Below are 16,810 nucleotides of genomic sequence, written 5' to 3' on the forward strand. Positions count from 1 at the left end.
GAGTGTCGAAGAATGAGTGCCGACGAAAAAAGAATCCGCGAGTTTGCCTATCAGATATGGGAGTCCGAGGGCCGGCCCAACGGCAATGACCAGCGCCATTGGGAAATGGCCCGCAAGCTGGCCGAAGCCGAAGCCCTGGCGCCTGACAAAACCGCTGCACGCAGTGCCAGCAAACCGAGGTTGCCCAAAATCGACGGTGCTTTGGATGCCAAGGCGGATGCCAAGCCGGCCGGCAAAGCGCCGGGCAAAGCAGCGCCAGCGAGCAAGCCGGCTGCTAAAGCTGCGCCCAAGGCTGGCAAACCCGCTGCTGCCAAGCCCGCAGCCAAACCAGCAACCAAGCCAGCACCCGCCGCTACTGCGGCGACGCCGCAAAGCGAGCCTGCCAGCAAGCCCGCCGCCGTGAAAAAGCCGCGCAAGCCGGCCGCTTCATAAGCCCATGGCGCGCAGCGTCGAGCACCGCCACGGTTGCTCGACGCCTGCGCAGCCTCGGCTACACCCGATAACCCCGACATTTTCACGCGTATCGCAGCTTCTGGTTGCGGTAGCGGCACTGATCGCCCGCAAATCAACGTTTTCAGGAAACAACCATGAGCACGTCGTCGAATAAATCCGCCCCTGACAGCAGCGAGTACAAACCACTGGGCCCACGCATCCGCGAAGGCCTGCCCTTCCCTCTGGGCGCCAACTGGGACGGCCTGGGGGTCAACTTTGCCCTGTTCTCGGCCAACGCCACCAAGGTCGAGCTGTGCCTGTTCGACTCCAGCGGCGAGGTCGAACTCGAACGCATCGAACTGCCCGAGTACACCGACGAGATCTACCACGGCTACCTGCCCGACGCGCACCCCGGGCTGGTCTATGGCTATCGGGTCTATGGTCCTTATGACCCAGGCAACGGTCATCGTTTCAACCACAACAAGCTGTTGATCGACCCCTACGCCAAGCAATTGGTCGGCGAACTGAAGTGGTCTGAATCGCTGTTTGGCTACACCATCGGCCACCCCGACGGCGACCTGAGCTTCGACGAGCGCGACAGCGCGCCGTTCGTGCCCAAGAGCAAGGTCATCGACCCGGCCTACACCTGGGGCCGCGACCAGCGGGTCAGCACCCCGTGGGACAAGACCATCCTCTATGAGACCCACGTGCGCGGCTACACCAAACTGCACCCGGCGGTCCCGGACGACCTCAAGGGCACCTTCCTGGGCCTCAAGGTCCCGGAGGTCATCGATCACGTGCGCAAGCTGGGCGTGACCTCCGTGGAGTTGCTGCCCATCCATGCGTTCGTCAACGACCAGCACCTGCTGCAAAAAGGCATGACCAACTACTGGGGCTACAACAGCATCGCCTTCTTTGCCCCGGACCCGCGCTACCTGGCCCACGGCAAGATTGCCGAGTTCAAGGAAATGGTCGCCCACTATCACAAGGCCGGCCTGGAAGTGATTCTTGACGTGGTCTACAACCACACCGCCGAAGGCAACGAACTTGGCCCGACCCTGTCGATGCGCGGCATCGACAACGCTTCGTACTACCGTCTGATGCCGGACGACAAGCGCTTCTACATCAACGACTCCGGCACCGGTAACACCCTGGATCTCAGCCACCCTTGCGTGCTGCAAATGGTCACCGACTCGCTGCGCTATTGGGCGTCGGACATGCATGTCGACGGCTTCCGCTTCGATCTGGCAACCATTCTGGGCCGTTACCACGACGGCTTCGACGAGCGTCACAGCTTCCTGGTCGCCTGCCGCCAGGACCCGGTGCTGCGCCAGGTCAAATTGATCGCCGAGCCTTGGGACTGCGGGCCGGGCGGCTATCAGGTCGGTGGTTTCCCGCCGGGCTGGATGGAATGGAACGACAAGTTCCGCGACACGGTACGGGCCTTCTGGAAAGGCGATGAAGGCCAGTTGGCAGACTTCGCCGCACGCCTGACCGCATCGGGCAACATGTTCAACCAGCGCGGTCGGCGGCCACAGGCGTCGGTAAACTTTATCACTGCCCACGATGGTTTCACTTTGCACGACCTGGTGTCGTACAACGACAAACACAACGAAGCCAACGACGAAAACAATCAGGACGGCAGCAACAACAACCTGTCCTGGAACCATGGCGTGGAAGGCCCGACTGACGATCAGGACATCAACACCCTGCGTCTGCGCCAGATGCGCAACTTCTTTGCCACCCTGCTGCTGGCCCAGGGCACGCCGATGATGGTCGCCGGTGACGAGTTCGCCCGTACCCAGCACGGCAACAACAATGCCTATTGCCAGGACAGCGAAATCGGCTGGGTAAACTGGAACCTCGACAGTGATGGCGAGGCCTTGCTCAAGTTCGTCAAGCGCCTGATCAAACTGCGCCAGAGCTATCCGATCCTGCGTCGTAGCCGGTTCCTGGTTGGTGATTACAACGAGGAGATCGGGGTCAAGGACGTTACCTGGCTGGCACCGGATGGCAATGAGATGAGCATCGAGCAATGGCATGACCGCCATGGTCGCTGCCTGGGCATGCTCATGGACGGTCGCGCCCAGGAGACCGGTATCCGCCGCCCCGGCGCCGACGACACCCTGCTGCTGGTGGTCAACGCCCATCACGAAGACGTGGACTTTACCCTGCCGGAAGTCCCGCAAGGCACCCACTACACCTGCCTGATCGATACCCGCCAGGACGATGCACCGCGCAAACAACGTCTGGAGTTCGGTACGCAGTATGGCGTCGCCGCGCGGTCGCTGTTGCTGTTCGGCCTGCAGCGTGAAGATCAGGAATGATCGACACGCTGGAGCGTTTGCTCAGCCAGCAGGCACTCGCCCGAGCCGGCAGTGCCGGGCTGGGCGAGTGCCTGCGAGCGATGGTCAGCCAAGGGCTGGATCAACTGCCCTTGCCTGCCAGCGGCCAGACGCTGGCTCGCTGGCAGGCACTGGCCGAGGTGGCGGGCCATAGCCTGGGTCTGTGCAAGCTGTATGAAGGGCATACCGACGCGCTGGCAATTATCCAGGAGCTGGATGCCCCTGCGGTGCCTAACGGCAGCACCTGGGGCATGTGGGCGGCCGAACCACCGCAGGCCCGCTTGCGGGTCAGCGCTGCCGGCGCCGGGTTGCGGGTCGACGGCCTGAAAGCCTGGTGCAGCGGCGCTGCGGTGCTCAGCCATGCACTGGTGACCGCCTGGGATGAACAAGGTTGCCAGCAACTGGTGGCCGTGCCGCTGGCGCAAACTGGCGTGCAGGTCACTGACGATGGCTGGCATGCGGTCGGCATGGCGGCAACAGCAAGTGTCGAGGTGCGCTTCGACCAGGCCAGCGGCTGGGCGGTTGGCGGGCCGGGTGATTATCTGCAACGCCCCGGTTTCTGGCAGGGTGCGATTGGCATCGCCGCGTGTTGGTATGGCGCGGCCAGTGCGCTGGCGTTGTCGCTGCCAGCGCAGTTGAGCACGCGCCCCGAGCCCCACGGGTTGGCACATCTGGGCGCGGTAGATGCCGCATTGTCCAGTGCCAGCCTAGTTCTGCAAGACGCCGCCAAACAGCTTGACGACCGAACGGTCAATAATTACGAACTGCTGGCCCGCCGTAGCCGGGCCAGTGTGGAAAACACGGTCGAGACCGTGATCCAGCATGTGGGCCGGGCGCTGGGTGCCGGCCCTTACTGCAAGGACGCCGGGTTTGCCCGGATGGCCGCCGATTTGCCGGTATTCATCCGCCAAAGCCATGCTGAACGTGATCTGGCAACACTGGGTGAACAGGTTGTACAGACCAGAGCGCACCGCGGGTGGCGGTTATGAATGACGGATTTGTGGTCAGCGATGACGCACAGGGCCGTGGCACTGCGCTGCACGCCTGGCAAGCCTCGGAGAAACTGGCCGCCGTGGCGGCGATCAGTGCCGACCTGCTGGTGCCCTTCGCCCATCGCGCCGTGATCGTCGCGCCCCATCCGGATGACGAGGTGCTGGGCTGCGGCGGGCTGTTGAGCCAGTTGCATCAATTGCAGCGTGACCTTTTGCTGGTCTCGGTTACCGACGGCACCGCCAGCCATCCCGGCTCCTCCAACTGGTCGGCCCAGCGCCTGGCCATTGAACGCCCTCAGGAAAGCGTCCAGGCCCTGGCTCGTCTGGACTTGCCCGCCGATCTGGATTGGCAGCGGCTGGGCATCAGCGACACCGCTGTGGCCGAGCAAGAAGCCGACCTGACGAGGTTTTTGACCGATCGGTTGCAAACCACCGATGTGGTGTTCAGCACCTGGCGGGGCGACGGTCATGGCGACCATGAGGCAGTGGGTCGCGCCTGCGCAGCCGCCTGCCTGCAAAGTGGCGCCCGCTTGGTTGAAGTGCCGATCTGGGCCTGGCACTGGGCTGAACCGGACGATCAGCGCCTGCCCTGGGAGCGGGCCCGCAAGGTATTACTCGACCCGGCCACCCTGCAACGCAAACGCGATGCTGTCGGCGCGTTCGTCAGTCAACTGCAGGGCGATCCGACCGTGGGACTTGCGCCCATCCTGCCCGACTGGGCCTTGCAGCGGCTGCTGCAACCTTTCGAACTGGTGTTCATATGAGCGTGACCGACGACTACTTTGAGCACCTGTTTGAAGACAATGACGACCCTTGGGCATTTCGCCAACGCTGGTACGAACAACGCAAACGCGCCCTGACCCTCGCCGCATTGCCGCACCCGCACTACCGGTCGATCTTCGAACCCGGCTGCGCCAATGGCGAGTTGAGCGCCCTGCTCGCGACCCGCTGCGACCGCTTGCTGGCCTGCGACACCTCGGCCCGTGCGGTAACCCTGGCCCGTCAGCGCCTGCATGACTGCCCGCATGCGACGGTCATGCACGGTCGCCTGCCGCAAGACTGGCCAGCAGAAAAATTCGATCTGATCGTGTTCAGCGAGGTGGGTTACTACCTTGATGAAGCCGACCTGCGCGCCTGCATAAAGCGCATGGACGACTCGCTCAGTGACAACGGCCAGCTGCTCGCCTGCCACTGGCGCCCGGTTATCGATGGCTGCCCGCTGGATGCTGAGCAAGTCCACCGCCTGGTAGCTGAGCAACTGCCGTTGCAGCGCATTTGCCTGCACCGCGAGGCGGATTTTGTGCTGGAAGTGTTCGCTCGCCGGCAGGATTCAATTGCCCAACAGGAGTTTGACCATGATCGGCGTGCTGATTCCCGTCCACAATGAAGAGCAGCACCTGGACCAGTGCCTGGCAACGATCCAGCAAGCGGCTCACCATCCGGGGCTTGAGCATGAGCCGGTGAGCATCATTGTGGTGCTCGACAGCTGCACCGATGGCTCGGCACAGATCGCCCGTGCTCGCGGGGTGATGACCCTTGAATTGCAAGCCCGTAATGTCGGCCAGGCCCGCGCTGCCGGTGCACGGCAACTGATCGGCCTGGGCTCGCGCTGGCTGGCCTGCACCGACGGCGACGGCAACGTCGCCGAGGACTGGCTTTACCAGCAACTGGCGTTACAGGCCGATGCGGTCTGCGGCACGGTGACGCCGGGTCAGTGGTCTGAAGGCTATTCTGAAGCCGCCAGGATCGAGTACCAGCGCCGCTATCAGCACCGTGAGGGTCACCGTCATGTGCACGGCGCCAATCTGGGAATCAGCGCGCAGGCCTATCAGCAGGCCGGTGGCTTCCCGGCGCTGGCCTGCCATGAAGACGTGCATCTGGTCCGCGAACTGGAGCTCAGCGGCGCCCGGATCGCCTGGAGCTGCCGCCCCAGAGTGACCACCAGCGCCCGCCTCGACCCCCGTGCCCAAGGCGGGTTCGGCGACTATCTGCGGTCATTGGAAACATCCGCGTAGGAGCAGCTTCAGCTGCGAAGCGGCGAATTCGCAGCTAAAGCTGCTCCTACGGGCATTTGATGATTATTGGTGCCGTGCGGTCTGCATTCCGGAGCTGTCACTGTTTGTCGCGCCCAGTACATCGCTGAAGAACTTCCCGGCCTCGGCACTCAGGGTGCGATGGATATCCTCGCGATCGACACCGTCGGGGTCGTTGCACAGCACCGGCGTGGTCGCACGTTGCTCATCGGTGCACGGCGCCATGAACACGAAATGCCCGGCACCGGCCAGGCGCTTGTAATCCGGCGCAGTGGGCAGCTTGCGCGCCAGCGCTTCGGCGTTTTTGTCCAGTGGTAACAGGCGGTCCTCTTCGCCGGCATACATCAACACCGGCACATGGACGTCGCTGAGGGTCTGGCGACCGAACATCAGGCTCAATGGCGCCATCAGCATCAACGCACCGACCCGCGGATCGGCCTCGGCTTGCAGGTCGTCACGATCGGCCACCAGCCAGCCCTGGGTGCGGCAGGCATCCTGATCATCCGGGCGTTCGAGGCAATAAGTGCGCAAGCGCTGCGGGTCCGGGCGGGCACCGGCCAGAATCAGCGCGGTTTCACCCCCGGCAGAATAGCCAATCACCCCAACCTGCTCGGCACTCAGATAAGGCGACAGCAACGGGTCGTCAAGGGTGGCGGTAATCGCCGCAGAAATCTGCAACGGGCGACCGTACAGATTGCTCAGGCTGCCCAGGCGGCTGTGGTCGCGGTCGTTGTCGCCAGGGTGCACCACCGCGACCACCACAAAGCCCTGACGCGCCAGCGCTGTGGCCAGGTCATGCATCGCCAGTGGCGTGCCGGTATTGCCATGCGACAGCATCAGCAGCGGAAAACGCCCCATGGCGACCGGCGCATCCTTGCTGGCCTGTAGTTGATAGCCACGCACCGGGCTGACCTGATCGTCCGCACTGGAGGGGTAAAACGCGATGGCCTGCATCGCCTGCTCGTCGAGCGGATCAGCGATGGTCAGCACGTGAAAGCCCACACTCCAGTCGCTGTCAGCCCTGACCTGCACCGCAACGAGGCCATCGAGCAGACACAGCAGCATTACTGCACACAGACGCAGCATGGTGAACTCCCCCCTCGTGGCACATACCCGCCCTCACCGCCGATATAGACGGCAAAACATGTCATTAAGACACTCAACAGCGAAGATAGTGCACGAGACGGGCCAGATCGGCTTGATCGCCAGCGACCTGGCCGCCACCAGCAGCGTCCGCTCAGCGCGATGCGGTCACAACGCAGGTCCTGAAGGTGCAACACGGTGGTTATCGCCCGGCACTGCTGGTTTGGTTTGCGGGGCCTTGAGTGAGCCGATGTACACCGCCAGCACCGTCAGCAGCGCGCCGCTGATCTGCAACAGCGTGCTTGCCTTGCCCAGCAGGGTAATGTCGATGAAGTAGGTGATCACCGGTTCCAGCAGCAGGATCAACCCGGCCAGCCCCAGGCTCAGTGCACCGATCGAGCGGTTGACCAGCAGCCAGCCGATGAACTGCACCAGCACGCCATAGATGATCAGCATCACCAGGGTCTGGGTATCGACGATCGCCAGGCTTTCACCGTTGACCAGCGCATAGGCCAGCAGCACCAAAGCCGCCCAGAGACTGAGATTGAGCACCTGCGCGATTGAATCACCGCCGCCATCGGCCAGCTCCCGGCTGATTTTCAGGAAATACACGCATACGGCATAGGCAAGGCCCGAAAGCACGCCGTACACCACGCCTTTGACACCGGCAGCGCTGGCCATTTCCGGCAGCAACAACAGGTACAGTCCAGTGAAGGCCAGCAGCATCGACAGCACAAACAACCCCGACGGTTTTTCACGCAACAGCAAGAACCCCAACAGGGTCATGAAAAATACCTGACAGTTGGTCAGGATCGAGCCAATGCCTGGGCCGACGATGTAGATACTTTCGTGCCACAGGGCCAGGTCGATGGCCAGAAAGACCCCGGCCAGCGCGGTATACAGACGCGCTCTGGGGTTGGCCAGGCGGGCCGGCATGCGCCGCCATTTGAGCAGGATGTAAAACAGTACCGAGGCAATCAGCATGCGGTAGAAGCCCGCCCCGCCGGCGCCGATATTGGCGAATGCGACGGCCAGGGCCGAGAGGCTGAGCATCAGCCCGCCAAGGGTAAGTTCGATAATGGCCCGGTTGCGGGTGTTGGACATGTGAAACCTCATGTTGATCAAAAGCCGAAAAGTCCGTATCAATGCCGGGCCAGCGTATCGCGCTGGCCTTGAGGCGTATTGGACAAAACTGGACTGTTGATGGATGACCTCTGCGCTCAGGCGCAACCGCCCGCCGAGAAGGATTTCATGCATTTCCAACGCCTCCCCGAGGGTGGCTGCGAATTGCTGTCGGCCCGTTTCAGCCGCCAGGCCTTTGGCCGGCACTCACACGACTATTACGCATTCGGGGTGATCAGCAGCGGTGCGGAAAAGCTGTTTTACCGGGGCGCTTATGCACTGGGCGGGCCCGGTAGCGTGGTAACCCTGAGCCCCGGCGAGATTCATGATGGGCTGCCGGGCCACGATAGCGGCTGGGCCTACCGGATGCTGTATCTGGACCCCGCCTGGGTCAGTCGGCACCTGTTGAATGACGCCGGATCCGGCCAAGCCATTCACCTGTTCACCAGCGCCATGCAACACGCGCCCGCACTGGCCCGGCATTTCGTCCAGCAGCACCGCCTGCTGGAGCAGTCAGACAACCCGCTGGAGCGCGAAACAGCCCTGCTCGACCTGCTCAGCCAGTTGTTCGAACGCAACGGCGTCCAGCCTGTTCGAGCAGCCGCCAACGCTGCCGAGCCTTGGGCGGTCAGCCAGGTCCGGCACAAGCTTGACGCCGACTTTGCCCAGGACATCAGCCTGGCGGATCTGGCTGCGCTGGTCGGGCTCGATCCGCTCTACCTGATTCGGGTATTCAAAAAACACACCGGCGTATCGCCGCACAGTTACCAGATCCAGAAGCGCGTGGGCCGGGTCCAGACGCTGCTACGGGCCGGCCTGAGTCTGGCGCAGGCCTCAGCGGCCTGCGGCTTCTGCGACCAGAGCCACATGAATCGGGCCTTTCGCAAGGTTGTCGGCCTGACGCCGGGCAAGTTTCGCTAGGCAGGCGCAACGACACCAATCCGGCCCTCGCGCCTGCTGCTTGGCTCAGTAGCCGGTCAGCGATCGAAGCGCTCGGCCAGACTGCGCAGGGCCAGCAGCTGTTGGCCGATCTGTTGGCTGATCCGCTGACCGTCGACGGCCTTGGCGGCGCTGTGGCTTGACAGTTCGGCCACGCTCATCACCTATTGGTTGAGAGCATCGGCCACCTGGCCCTGCTGCTCCATGGCACTGGCGATCTGCGCGCTCATCGCCGCGATCTGCTCCAGCGCGTGGTTGACACCGCTGAAGCTGTCTTTCACCGAACCCACCGCAGCGGTGCTCTGCGCGGCCAGCCGTTGCCCCTCATGGGCCAGACGGACGCTGAGTTCGGTGCTCTGCCGAAAGCTGTGCAGCAGCGGCTGGATATCTTCAGTGGCCCGCTGGGTGCGACTGGCCAGTTGCCGGACCTCATCGGCGACCACACTGAAACCGAGCCCGGCGTCACCGGCCCTTGCCGCCTCAATGGCAGCATTGAGCGCCAGCAGGTTAGTCTGCGCGGCGATCGAACTGATGATCCCGGTCATCGCCCCAATGGCCTCGGTGGCCGCGGCCATCTGCCCGGCGGCCGCGCTGATATCCGCCACTGAGGTGACCAAGTGTTGCATCGACTGGAGGCTCTGAGCGGACAATTGCTGGCCCTGGGCAGAGAGCGTTGCCGCCGCAGAGGTCGCGGCGGCACTGTCATGCAGGTTGCGTGACACCTCCTGAATAGTCGCGGCCATCTCGGTCAGGGCCACCACCGACTGGTCCGACTCGCTGCGCTGTCATCGCTGCACTGGACGATATTGCCGGCAAGATCAACGCGGCAGATCAGCGCCGTTGCTGCGGGTTCGGTCTTCATCACGGTGCTCCTCACAGTACTTCGCCTGAACAAAAAAGCCCGCCACGAAGGCGGGCAAACCAAGGGAGCGGTATAACGACTGATCGGTCAGAAGTGGTGCACGTAACGCACTTGCAGACGGCTGCCCTCGGGGCGGTTTTCCACGTCCTGCTCGAAATAGGCGTTGGCGAACAAATGGTCATGGGGCGAAAAGCTGTACATCACTCCCGGACCGATGGCCCAGACTTTCTCCCGCCGACCGGAGACGTCGTGGCCGTCGAAACGGCTGTCGCTGATCTGCTTGAGCCAATAGCCGTTGATGCCCAGGCGCAGGTGCTCGGTGACCGCATACTCGGTAGTGAAGTTGGCGTGCAGCGCCTGGCCGGCCTGGACATCGTCGATATCCCCCAGCGAACGCAGCGGGTCGCTGTTCTTGCCGTTGTACAGGTAGTGCGCCCGCAACGAGGCGGTCCACTTGGGGGTGAACCAATAAGTGGCGGCCCAGTAGGGGTTGAACGACCAGGCATTGTTGCCGGGGTTGATGTCGCGGTCGCGGTCATACTCGCCGGTGGCCAGGTTGACCTGCAGTTCGATGCGGTGCACGAAGCGCGGACCGTTGTCGCCCATGATCGGATCAAACTGAATGAACGGCCCGACCAGCAGGTCACCTACCCCGCTCTGGCCCTTGAGCGCCAGATTGTCCAGGCCGTCGTCGACCTTCATCCGGGTAATCACTGGCAGCACCAGGTTCAGGCCCAGATTGCCGTTGCCCAGGCGCAGATCAGACAGGTAACTCAGTTGGGTCAGCCACAGTTGGTAGTCCACGGCATGCTTGGGCAGGCCCAGGTCATTGCCGTTCTGGTCGCGCAGGTGGTTGGCCGAATAGTTCTGGAAGTACTGCTGCAAGTACCAGCCACCGCCGGCCGGCAGGCCGCCGTCCATGAAACTGGTCAGGCCCAGGTTGAGGGCCGGCAAGTCGTAGGCACCGGCCAGCGGAGCGCTGGCCAGGCCGACAGCCATTACACAGGTCGAAAGGGTTGTTCTGCTCATCATTGGCGTCCCCGTTACAGCTGAAAATGGAGGCAGTGCTTCACTGACCCAGCGCCGGATGCACTGAGGCGACCCGATACCTGCCAGCATGAAAGACCAGCGGTTCTGCGCCGCTGTATCGGTATTGCTCGATTTCACCAATGAAAATCAGATGATCGCCGCCTTCATATTGGGTGACGTTACGGCACACCAGCACCGCGACCACGTCGTCGAGTACCGGCATGTCGGCCTTGCCCAGGGCGTAGGGCACGCCGGCGAACTTGTCAGTGGCGGGCCTGGCGAACTGGCCGGATATCTCGTGCTGGTCGGCACCGAGGATGTTGATGGCAAAGTGGCTGGCGCCCAGGAAGTCGTTCATGCTCAAGGCCGAACGCGCCAGGCTCCAGAGCACCAGCGGCGGGTCCAGCGACACCGAGGAAAACGAATTGGCGGTCATGCCGACGTTGCGCCCGTCGGCAGTGCGGGTGGTGATCACGGTCACGCCGGTGGCGAACTGGCCCAGCAGGTTGCGCAATTCGCGCACATCGCGGCCCTGCACTTCAGTGAGTTCAGCAGGGGTGGTGGTGGCTGCATTCATGGTCGATGCTCTGCGTTGTTATCGTTGTATTGATCAAGCGGCCTGCTGGCTCATGCTCTGGATAAAATGCTGGCACTGGCTGGCGTCGAACCACCAGGGCGCGAACCGGCGTGGGTCGTCAAAACCGTTGGTGATGGCGCTGGCCAGCGGCTGCACCGCGCTGGCCGCGCCGAGCAGTTGCAGCAGGTGCGGCGCTGGCGGTTGCAGCATGCTGTTGGTCCACTCCACGACGTGGCGGGCGTAGCTCCAGTACTGCTCGAAGGTCTGCTCCATCCACTGGCCGCTGAACGGCTGGCTACCCTGGGCAAGAATTGCGTCCAGATACACCTTGCTGCACTTGGCGGCATTGTTGGCGCCCTGGCCGGTAATCGGGTCGTTGACCACCAGCGCATCGGCCATGCCGAACACCTGGCGGCCAGACGGCAAGGTCAGCACCGGGCGGCGCACCATTGGCGTGAAGCGTCCGGCCAGAAAGCCGTTGTCGTCGGTCAGGCGCACGTTGGCGCAGCGTTCGGCTTCCCAGGGCAGGTAACGGCGCACCAGTTCCAGGCTCTTTTGCAGATGCTGGTCGGGGTCGTTGATGCCCTGCCAGCAATCCAGCGGGCCGCCGGGGATGCCTTCGAACACCATGATTTCGCAGGGGCCATTGACGGTCAGGGCCGGGAACACAAAGTATTCACCGACCCCCGGAATAAGGTTGAACGCCACCCGCGAGTACGGCGACACCGGGGTCATGCCTTGCACGTAGGTCAGTGCCAGCGCCCGCTGCGGGGTGCTGAATGCGGTGCGCTGCGGGTCCTTGGCGAACAGGTTGACCACCTCACCCTTGCCCGCCGCCAGCAGTACCAGGTCGTGGCTGGCCGACAGGCGCTCCAGCTCAGTGATGCCGACGTCTTCGATCAGCAACTCGCCGCCACGCTTGACGAACGTGTCCATCCACACCGGCATCTTCAGACGCTGGTCCACCGATTGCGCGTAGCGCTCCAGCCGCGCACTCCAGCTGAACAACGACTGGCCCGGCACCTCGGGGTTGAGCACGTTGAGGCCAATGCCTTCTACCGCAGGGCATTGCTCTTCCCAAAAGTTGATACCCAGGTCGCGCTCGGTCTGCAGCGCGGTGTTGAACATGCACTGGCTGGACATCACTTTGCCGGCCTGGATTTGCTCAGCCGTGCGATTGGTGGCCAGGGTTACCTGATATCCCTTGGCCAACAGGCCCAAGGCAAGTTGCAGCCCGGCCTGGCCGGCTCCGACGATAGCGATTCGACGCATTGTTATTCTCCACGGCTTGTTGGGGCGGCGCTGACGGGCGCCGCTGTTGCTGTTTGCGGCTGCTGTTTGCGGCTGCTGTTCGCGGCTCAAGCCGCTCCTACATAGCCAGGCGCGCGATGGCCGGGCGGTTCTGTTCCGGGCCCATCACCGAGTAACCACCATCGACGGCGTAGTCGGCACCGGTGACGAAGCTGGCCGCAGGTGAACACAGGAACGCCACGACACTGGCGACCTCCTGCGGCTCGCCGAGCCGGCCCAGCAGGTGGTAGTCGGCCGCGACCCGGTCGGCCTTGCTGCGCTCGCCACCACTGACCTCGGCGATGACTCGCGACCAGGTCCAGCCCGGCGACACCGAGTTGACCCGGATACCGTCCGCGGCAAAATCCATGGCCATGCTGCGGGTCAGCTGACGCATCGCGGCCTTGGACACCGGGTAGATCCAGCGCCCGGTCTGCGCGCAACTGGCCGAGATCGAGCTGAAGTTGACGATGGCACCGCGGCGCGCCTTGAGGTCCGGGTGCAGTGCCTGCGCCAGCGCCACGGCCGAAACCAGATTGACGTCCAGGGCGCGCAGCCAGTCCTGACGCGGCGAAGCAAAGCCGTCGTCCAGATAGGTGCAGGCCAGATTGATCAGCAGGTCCACCGCGCCAAAGCGTTCACGGATATCTGCGGTGGCACGGGCCAGTGCGGCATCATCGGTGATGTCCAGAGCCACAAATGCGCCGCACTCGCCCAACAGCTCGGCCGCTCGCTCACCGGCGCCGGCATCGATGTCCAGCAATACCACTCTGGCACCGGCGTCGATCAGTGCGCGGGCCACGGCCATGCCGATCAGGGTTGCGCCGCCACTGACCAGTGCCAGCTTGCCGTTGAGGGCGTCGTTACGAATGAACTCGCTCATCTCAGGCCTCCACACTGGCGGCCCAATTGGGCATCAGGGTGTTGGACGGCAGGCGCTCGTCGCGCAATTTGTCGGCGGTCTCGCGCCCGGCCACCGGCAACCCGGCGGGGTCCAGCAGGCCAATCTGGACCAGCACGCTGGCCTGGTCCCAATAGATGTGCTCATGGCACAGTTTCGGCCCGCGAAACCGCACCACGCCCAGCATCGGGATCTCGACCTTGCGCCCGGTGGGCGGCACGCCGGGCAGCATCCAGTCGATGACGCTGTCGTGGGTGAAGGTCATGATGAACTCATCGACGATCTGGGTCTGGCCGACGGTGCGCGAGATCGGCGTCAGGGCCATGTCGGCGGGGTTGCCGTGCACAAAATGGTGCTGGTAGAAGCGGCTGAGCTGGGCGTAACCCACCCCGCCGGTCATGGTTGGAATATGGTTGACATAGGGTTCAGCAACCATGGTGGCCATGGTTGCGGGCACGTCGCGGGTATCGAACTCATGGCGAATGTGCTCTTCCCACAGCGCCGACAGGTCGTAATCCGGGCCGATGCTCAGGCGCAGCGCCGCCACGGTACGCTCGTGGGCGATCTGCGCTGCGCCCTTGTCGAAGTGATGACCGGCAGGCCGGGCAAATGCATGGTCGACGCCGGGGTACAGGTGGCAGGTCAGGCCGGTTGTCTGGGCAGCCGCAGCCTGGATCTGTGCCTGCGCCGCTGGCGGGCAAAACTGATCATTGCCGGCCAGGTGCAGCACCAGCCGCCGGCCTTGCAAGCCTTCGAGCTCAGCCAGGGCATTTTCGATCCCGACCCCGTAGTAACCCACTGCGCAGGCCACTTGCGGCAAGCGGCAGGCGGCCAGATAGGCCAGCTTGCCGCCCAGGCAATAACCGACCACCGCTTGGGCGCCCGGCGTGCACTCCGGCAACTGCACCAGGGCCGCCAGGCTGCTGGCGATATCGTCAACACCAAGGTTTTCAGCAAAGCCCTGGTACAGCGAGTAGGCGATGGCGAAGTCTTTGTCGGTGTAACCCAGCTCGATGCCCGGCACCTGCCGCCAGTACAGGTCCGGCACCAGCACCGTATAGCCCTCTTCGGCCAACTGATCGGCCACTTCACGCATGGCCAGGTTGACGCCGAAAATCTCCTGGCACAGCACCACACCCGGACCTTTACCGCCCACCGCAGGCGCCAGGTAACCACTGAACCTTTCGCCGCCTGATGCGCTGATCTCGATATAGCGACCTTTCATGTGCATGTCTCCAACATGGGGAAGTTGGAAACATTCTTGCGGCGGGCGGCTGCGGCTAACTATCCACCCAGCGCAGGGCTGTCCGCTGCGTGCAGAAAACTGAAAATGCACGAACCCCGGCAAAACTGGCGCAGCTATTGCTAATTCTGGTGTAAAGGCCGCTTCAAGTGGTCATAAGAAACAGCAGAAGTGCACCGCTGTCCGCTGGCTGCATGCAGTATCCGGATAGTGCAAAAGCCCGGTAACAGGGTTGCACACTCTGCTCGCAAACCGTGCGTGCGAGAGGTACCCCATGAACTCCGAGACCCGATTGGCGACCGGCAGCGATCGTTTTGCAGACACCCGGCTGTTCACCCCGGCGAACAGGCTGTTTCTGCTTAATGATGCCGACAGCATCCGCAATAACGTCAGCACCGTGTTCAAGGCCCATGAATTGCGCTCGGCCAGGGCGTCACAGGCAATCAGCGCCTCGATGCACCACCTGCGGCGCGGTAGCCTGTCGCTTAGCCGCCTGGAATACGGCGCGCAGGTCATCATCGACCCCGGTCGGCTGGAGAGCTTCTTTTTACTGCAGATGCCGATGCGTGGCAGCGCCGAGATTCACTGTGAAGGCCAGACCTTCACCTCATCGCCCGCCTGTGCTTCGCTGATATCGCCAGACAGCCCGGTGCAGATGCGCTGGGCAGCGGACTCACCGCAATTGACCTTGCGCCTGGAGCGCAGCGACCTGGAACGCCATTGCCGCCAGCACCTGGGCCACCACCTCGATCGCCCGCTGCAGTTTGCCCCGCAAATGTGCCTGGACACACCGGGGGGCAGTTACTTTCTGCAATTGCTCGCGACCCTGATCGAGGCGCTCAGTTGTGACGCCCACCCGATCCACCAGCCACTGGTGCTCAAGCAGTTCGAGTCGACCCTGCTCAATGCCCTGATCTATGGTCAGCCAAACAACCTGCGCAGCCTGGAGACGCCGGGCGACCGGCGCCGGGTGTCGCCCTGGTTCGTCAAGCGCACCGAGGAGTTCATCCGCGCCCATGCCCACGAGCCGTTGAGCATCGAGCAACTGGCCGACCAGGCGCAGGTCAGCGTGCGCAGCCTGTTCGCCGGTTTTCGCGAGTTCACCGGCACCAGCCCCATGGCGTACCTGCGCGATGTGCGCATGGAGCGGGTGCACAGTGAACTGTGCGCCAACCATGAGGCATCAGTGACTGATATTGCGATGAAATGGGGCTTCGCCCATCTGGGACGCTTCTCGCAGGAGTACCGCAAGCGCTACGGTGAGTTGCCGTCAGCGACCCTGCGTTTTAGCGCCCAGTGACATCAGGCCAGCAGCGTCTCTTCAATGTCTTGCTGCGCCGCGTGCAACGCCTGGGCGCGCGGTACATCACCGTAAGCCAGGCCATGGGCACGGACGAACTTCACCTCTGTAATGCCAATGAAGCCAAACAGCGCCTTGAGCAGTTCTTCATGGCCGACGCCGGTGGGTTGGCCGACATGCAGACCGCCGGCGGTAGAAACCACGATCACCTTTTTGCCGGTGCACAGACCTTCAGGCCCGCTCTCGCTGTAACGAAAGGTCTTGCCCGCCACCATGATGCGGTCGAACCAGGCCTTGAGCTGGCTGGGGATGGTGAAGTTGTACATCGGCGCACCGACCACCAGCACGTCGGCGCCGAGGAACTCGTCGAGAATCGCCTGATTGTGCGCGGCCTCTTGTTGCTGCGCCGCGCTACGGCTTTGCTCAGGGGTACCGGCGGCGGCCAGGCTGGCAGCGGAGAAATGCCCCAGTTCATCACGGGCCAGATCGCGGTACACCAGCTGGCTGTCAGGCTCAGCGGCCTGAATTGCCTGGGCGACACGCAGGCTGAGCTGGCGAGAAGCCGAGTGCTCGCCGAGGATGCTCGAATCGATGTGCAGAATAGTCATGATGCCTCCGGAATGAATTTCGCCTGATGGCGATACGTGGGCAGCATCCTAGCG

General features: G+C 63.3%; 17 protein-coding genes. 8 read left to right on the forward strand and 9 right to left on the reverse strand.

Annotation, left to right across the window (positions count from 1 at the left end):
- Window positions 1–12 precede the first annotated feature (12 nt).
- The 6 genes from NJC38_RS06820 to NJC38_RS06845 all read left to right on the forward strand — a co-directional run bounded on the left by NJC38_RS06820 (window position 13) and on the right by NJC38_RS06845 (window position 5,784).
- A complete protein-coding gene (locus tag NJC38_RS06820; RefSeq protein WP_253112435.1) occupies window positions 13–432 on the forward strand; it encodes a DUF2934 domain-containing protein in 420 nt (139 codons plus the stop codon).
- 155 nt (window positions 433–587) lie between these two features.
- Window positions 588–2,759 (forward strand): glycogen debranching protein GlgX, encoded by a 2,172-nt coding sequence (gene glgX, locus NJC38_RS06825; protein ID WP_253112438.1) that lies wholly within the window; start codon window positions 588–590, stop codon window positions 2,757–2,759.
- Window positions 2,756–3,766, forward strand: coding sequence for an acyl-CoA dehydrogenase (locus NJC38_RS06830; protein WP_253112440.1), 1,011 nt, complete (start codon window positions 2,756–2,758; stop codon window positions 3,764–3,766). Before glgX ends, NJC38_RS06830 begins: the two co-directional genes overlap by 4 nt.
- A complete protein-coding gene (locus tag NJC38_RS06835; RefSeq protein WP_253112444.1) occupies window positions 3,763–4,533 on the forward strand; it encodes a PIG-L family deacetylase in 771 nt (256 codons plus the stop codon). Before NJC38_RS06830 ends, NJC38_RS06835 begins: the two co-directional genes overlap by 4 nt.
- Entirely contained in the window at window positions 4,530–5,156 is a 627-nt protein-coding gene (locus NJC38_RS06840) for an SAM-dependent methyltransferase (RefSeq protein ID WP_253112447.1), read from the forward strand. Before NJC38_RS06835 ends, NJC38_RS06840 begins: the two co-directional genes overlap by 4 nt.
- On the forward strand, window positions 5,125–5,784 hold the full coding sequence (locus NJC38_RS06845; protein ID WP_253112450.1) for a glycosyltransferase: 660 nt from the start codon (window positions 5,125–5,127) through the stop codon (window positions 5,782–5,784). The genes NJC38_RS06840 and NJC38_RS06845 overlap by 32 nt, the downstream gene beginning before the upstream one ends.
- 63 nt (window positions 5,785–5,847) lie before the next feature.
- On the opposite strand, the gene NJC38_RS06850 is transcribed toward NJC38_RS06845, so the two are convergent.
- Complete coding sequence (locus tag NJC38_RS06850; protein ID WP_253112458.1) at window positions 5,848–6,888, reverse strand: dienelactone hydrolase; 1,041 nt, start codon at window positions 6,886–6,888, stop codon at window positions 5,848–5,850.
- A gap of 165 nt (window positions 6,889–7,053) precedes the next feature.
- Complete coding sequence (locus tag NJC38_RS06855) at window positions 7,054–7,989, reverse strand: DMT family transporter (protein WP_253112461.1); 936 nt, start codon at window positions 7,987–7,989, stop codon at window positions 7,054–7,056.
- A 99-nt stretch (window positions 7,990–8,088) separates the two neighbouring features.
- Here NJC38_RS06855 and NJC38_RS06860 point away from each other — a divergent pair, with 99 nt between their 5' ends.
- Window positions 8,089–8,928, forward strand: a complete 840-nt coding sequence (locus NJC38_RS06860) for an AraC family transcriptional regulator (RefSeq protein WP_253112464.1) — start codon at window positions 8,089–8,091, stop codon at window positions 8,926–8,928.
- 182 nt (window positions 8,929–9,110) lie between these two features.
- Here NJC38_RS06860 and NJC38_RS06865 read toward each other — a convergent pair whose 3' ends face one another.
- The 6 genes from NJC38_RS06865 to NJC38_RS06890 all read right to left on the reverse strand — a co-directional run bounded on the left by NJC38_RS06865 (window position 9,111) and on the right by NJC38_RS06890 (window position 14,830).
- Window positions 9,111–9,707, reverse strand: a complete 597-nt coding sequence (locus tag NJC38_RS06865) for a methyl-accepting chemotaxis protein (RefSeq protein ID WP_253112468.1) — start codon at window positions 9,705–9,707, stop codon at window positions 9,111–9,113.
- Between the two features lie 188 nt (window positions 9,708–9,895).
- A complete protein-coding gene (locus tag NJC38_RS06870; RefSeq protein WP_253112471.1) occupies window positions 9,896–10,837 on the reverse strand; it encodes a transporter in 942 nt (313 codons plus the stop codon).
- Between the two features lie 40 nt (window positions 10,838–10,877).
- A complete protein-coding gene (locus NJC38_RS06875) occupies window positions 10,878–11,414 on the reverse strand; it encodes a flavin reductase family protein (protein WP_045491008.1) in 537 nt (178 codons plus the stop codon).
- A 33-nt stretch (window positions 11,415–11,447) separates the two neighbouring features.
- A complete protein-coding gene (locus NJC38_RS06880) occupies window positions 11,448–12,686 on the reverse strand; it encodes a styrene monooxygenase/indole monooxygenase family protein (protein ID WP_253112474.1) in 1,239 nt (412 codons plus the stop codon).
- A 97-nt stretch (window positions 12,687–12,783) separates the two neighbouring features.
- Entirely contained in the window at window positions 12,784–13,587 is an 804-nt protein-coding gene (locus tag NJC38_RS06885) for an SDR family oxidoreductase (RefSeq protein WP_253112477.1), read from the reverse strand.
- Between the two features lies 1 nt (window position 13,588).
- Window positions 13,589–14,830: a dienelactone hydrolase family protein gene (locus NJC38_RS06890; protein ID WP_045490999.1), complete on the reverse strand. Its 1,242-nt coding sequence runs from the start codon at window positions 14,828–14,830 to the stop codon at window positions 13,589–13,591.
- 292 nt (window positions 14,831–15,122) lie between these two features.
- Between NJC38_RS06890 and NJC38_RS06895 the strand changes: the two genes are divergently transcribed.
- Window positions 15,123–16,148, forward strand: coding sequence for an AraC family transcriptional regulator (locus NJC38_RS06895; protein ID WP_253112480.1), 1,026 nt, complete (start codon window positions 15,123–15,125; stop codon window positions 16,146–16,148).
- A 2-nt stretch (window positions 16,149–16,150) separates the two neighbouring features.
- On the opposite strand, the gene NJC38_RS06900 is transcribed toward NJC38_RS06895, so the two are convergent.
- Window positions 16,151–16,756: an FMN-dependent NADH-azoreductase gene (locus NJC38_RS06900; RefSeq protein ID WP_253112483.1), complete on the reverse strand. Its 606-nt coding sequence runs from the start codon at window positions 16,754–16,756 to the stop codon at window positions 16,151–16,153.
- Window positions 16,757–16,810: the final 54 nt, after the last annotated feature.

The sequence above is a fragment of the Pseudomonas sp. 21LCFQ010 genome, assembly GCF_024129905.1.
In the GTDB taxonomy this organism is placed as follows: domain Bacteria; phylum Pseudomonadota; class Gammaproteobacteria; order Pseudomonadales; family Pseudomonadaceae; genus Aquipseudomonas.

Coding starts and splice junctions, on each gene's coding strand:
- NJC38_RS06885 (WP_253112477.1), bottom strand. CDS start 13,587: ATGAGCGAGTTCATTCGTAACGACGCCCTCAACGGCAAGCTGGCACTG.
- NJC38_RS06835 (WP_253112444.1), top strand. CDS start 3,763: ATGAATGACGGATTTGTGGTCAGCGATGACGCACAGGGCCGTGGCACT.
- NJC38_RS06875 (WP_045491008.1), bottom strand. CDS start 11,414: ATGAATGCAGCCACCACCACCCCTGCTGAACTCACTGAAGTGCAGGGC.
- NJC38_RS06820 (WP_253112435.1), top strand. CDS start 13: ATGAGTGCCGACGAAAAAAGAATCCGCGAGTTTGCCTATCAGATATGG.
- NJC38_RS06880 (WP_253112474.1), bottom strand. CDS start 12,686: ATGCGTCGAATCGCTATCGTCGGAGCCGGCCAGGCCGGGCTGCAACTT.
- NJC38_RS06895 (WP_253112480.1), top strand. CDS start 15,123: ATGAACTCCGAGACCCGATTGGCGACCGGCAGCGATCGTTTTGCAGAC.
- NJC38_RS06860 (WP_253112464.1), top strand. CDS start 8,089: ATGGATGACCTCTGCGCTCAGGCGCAACCGCCCGCCGAGAAGGATTTC.
- NJC38_RS06855 (WP_253112461.1), bottom strand. CDS start 7,989: ATGTCCAACACCCGCAACCGGGCCATTATCGAACTTACCCTTGGCGGG.
- NJC38_RS06840 (WP_253112447.1), top strand. CDS start 4,530: ATGAGCGTGACCGACGACTACTTTGAGCACCTGTTTGAAGACAATGAC.
- NJC38_RS06850 (WP_253112458.1), bottom strand. CDS start 6,888: ATGCTGCGTCTGTGTGCAGTAATGCTGCTGTGTCTGCTCGATGGCCTC.
- glgX (WP_253112438.1), top strand. CDS start 588: ATGAGCACGTCGTCGAATAAATCCGCCCCTGACAGCAGCGAGTACAAA.
- NJC38_RS06830 (WP_253112440.1), top strand. CDS start 2,756: ATGATCGACACGCTGGAGCGTTTGCTCAGCCAGCAGGCACTCGCCCGA.
- NJC38_RS06870 (WP_253112471.1), bottom strand. CDS start 10,837: ATGAGCAGAACAACCCTTTCGACCTGTGTAATGGCTGTCGGCCTGGCC.
- NJC38_RS06900 (WP_253112483.1), bottom strand. CDS start 16,756: ATGACTATTCTGCACATCGATTCGAGCATCCTCGGCGAGCACTCGGCT.
- NJC38_RS06845 (WP_253112450.1), top strand. CDS start 5,125: ATGATCGGCGTGCTGATTCCCGTCCACAATGAAGAGCAGCACCTGGAC.
- NJC38_RS06890 (WP_045490999.1), bottom strand. CDS start 14,830: ATGAAAGGTCGCTATATCGAGATCAGCGCATCAGGCGGCGAAAGGTTC.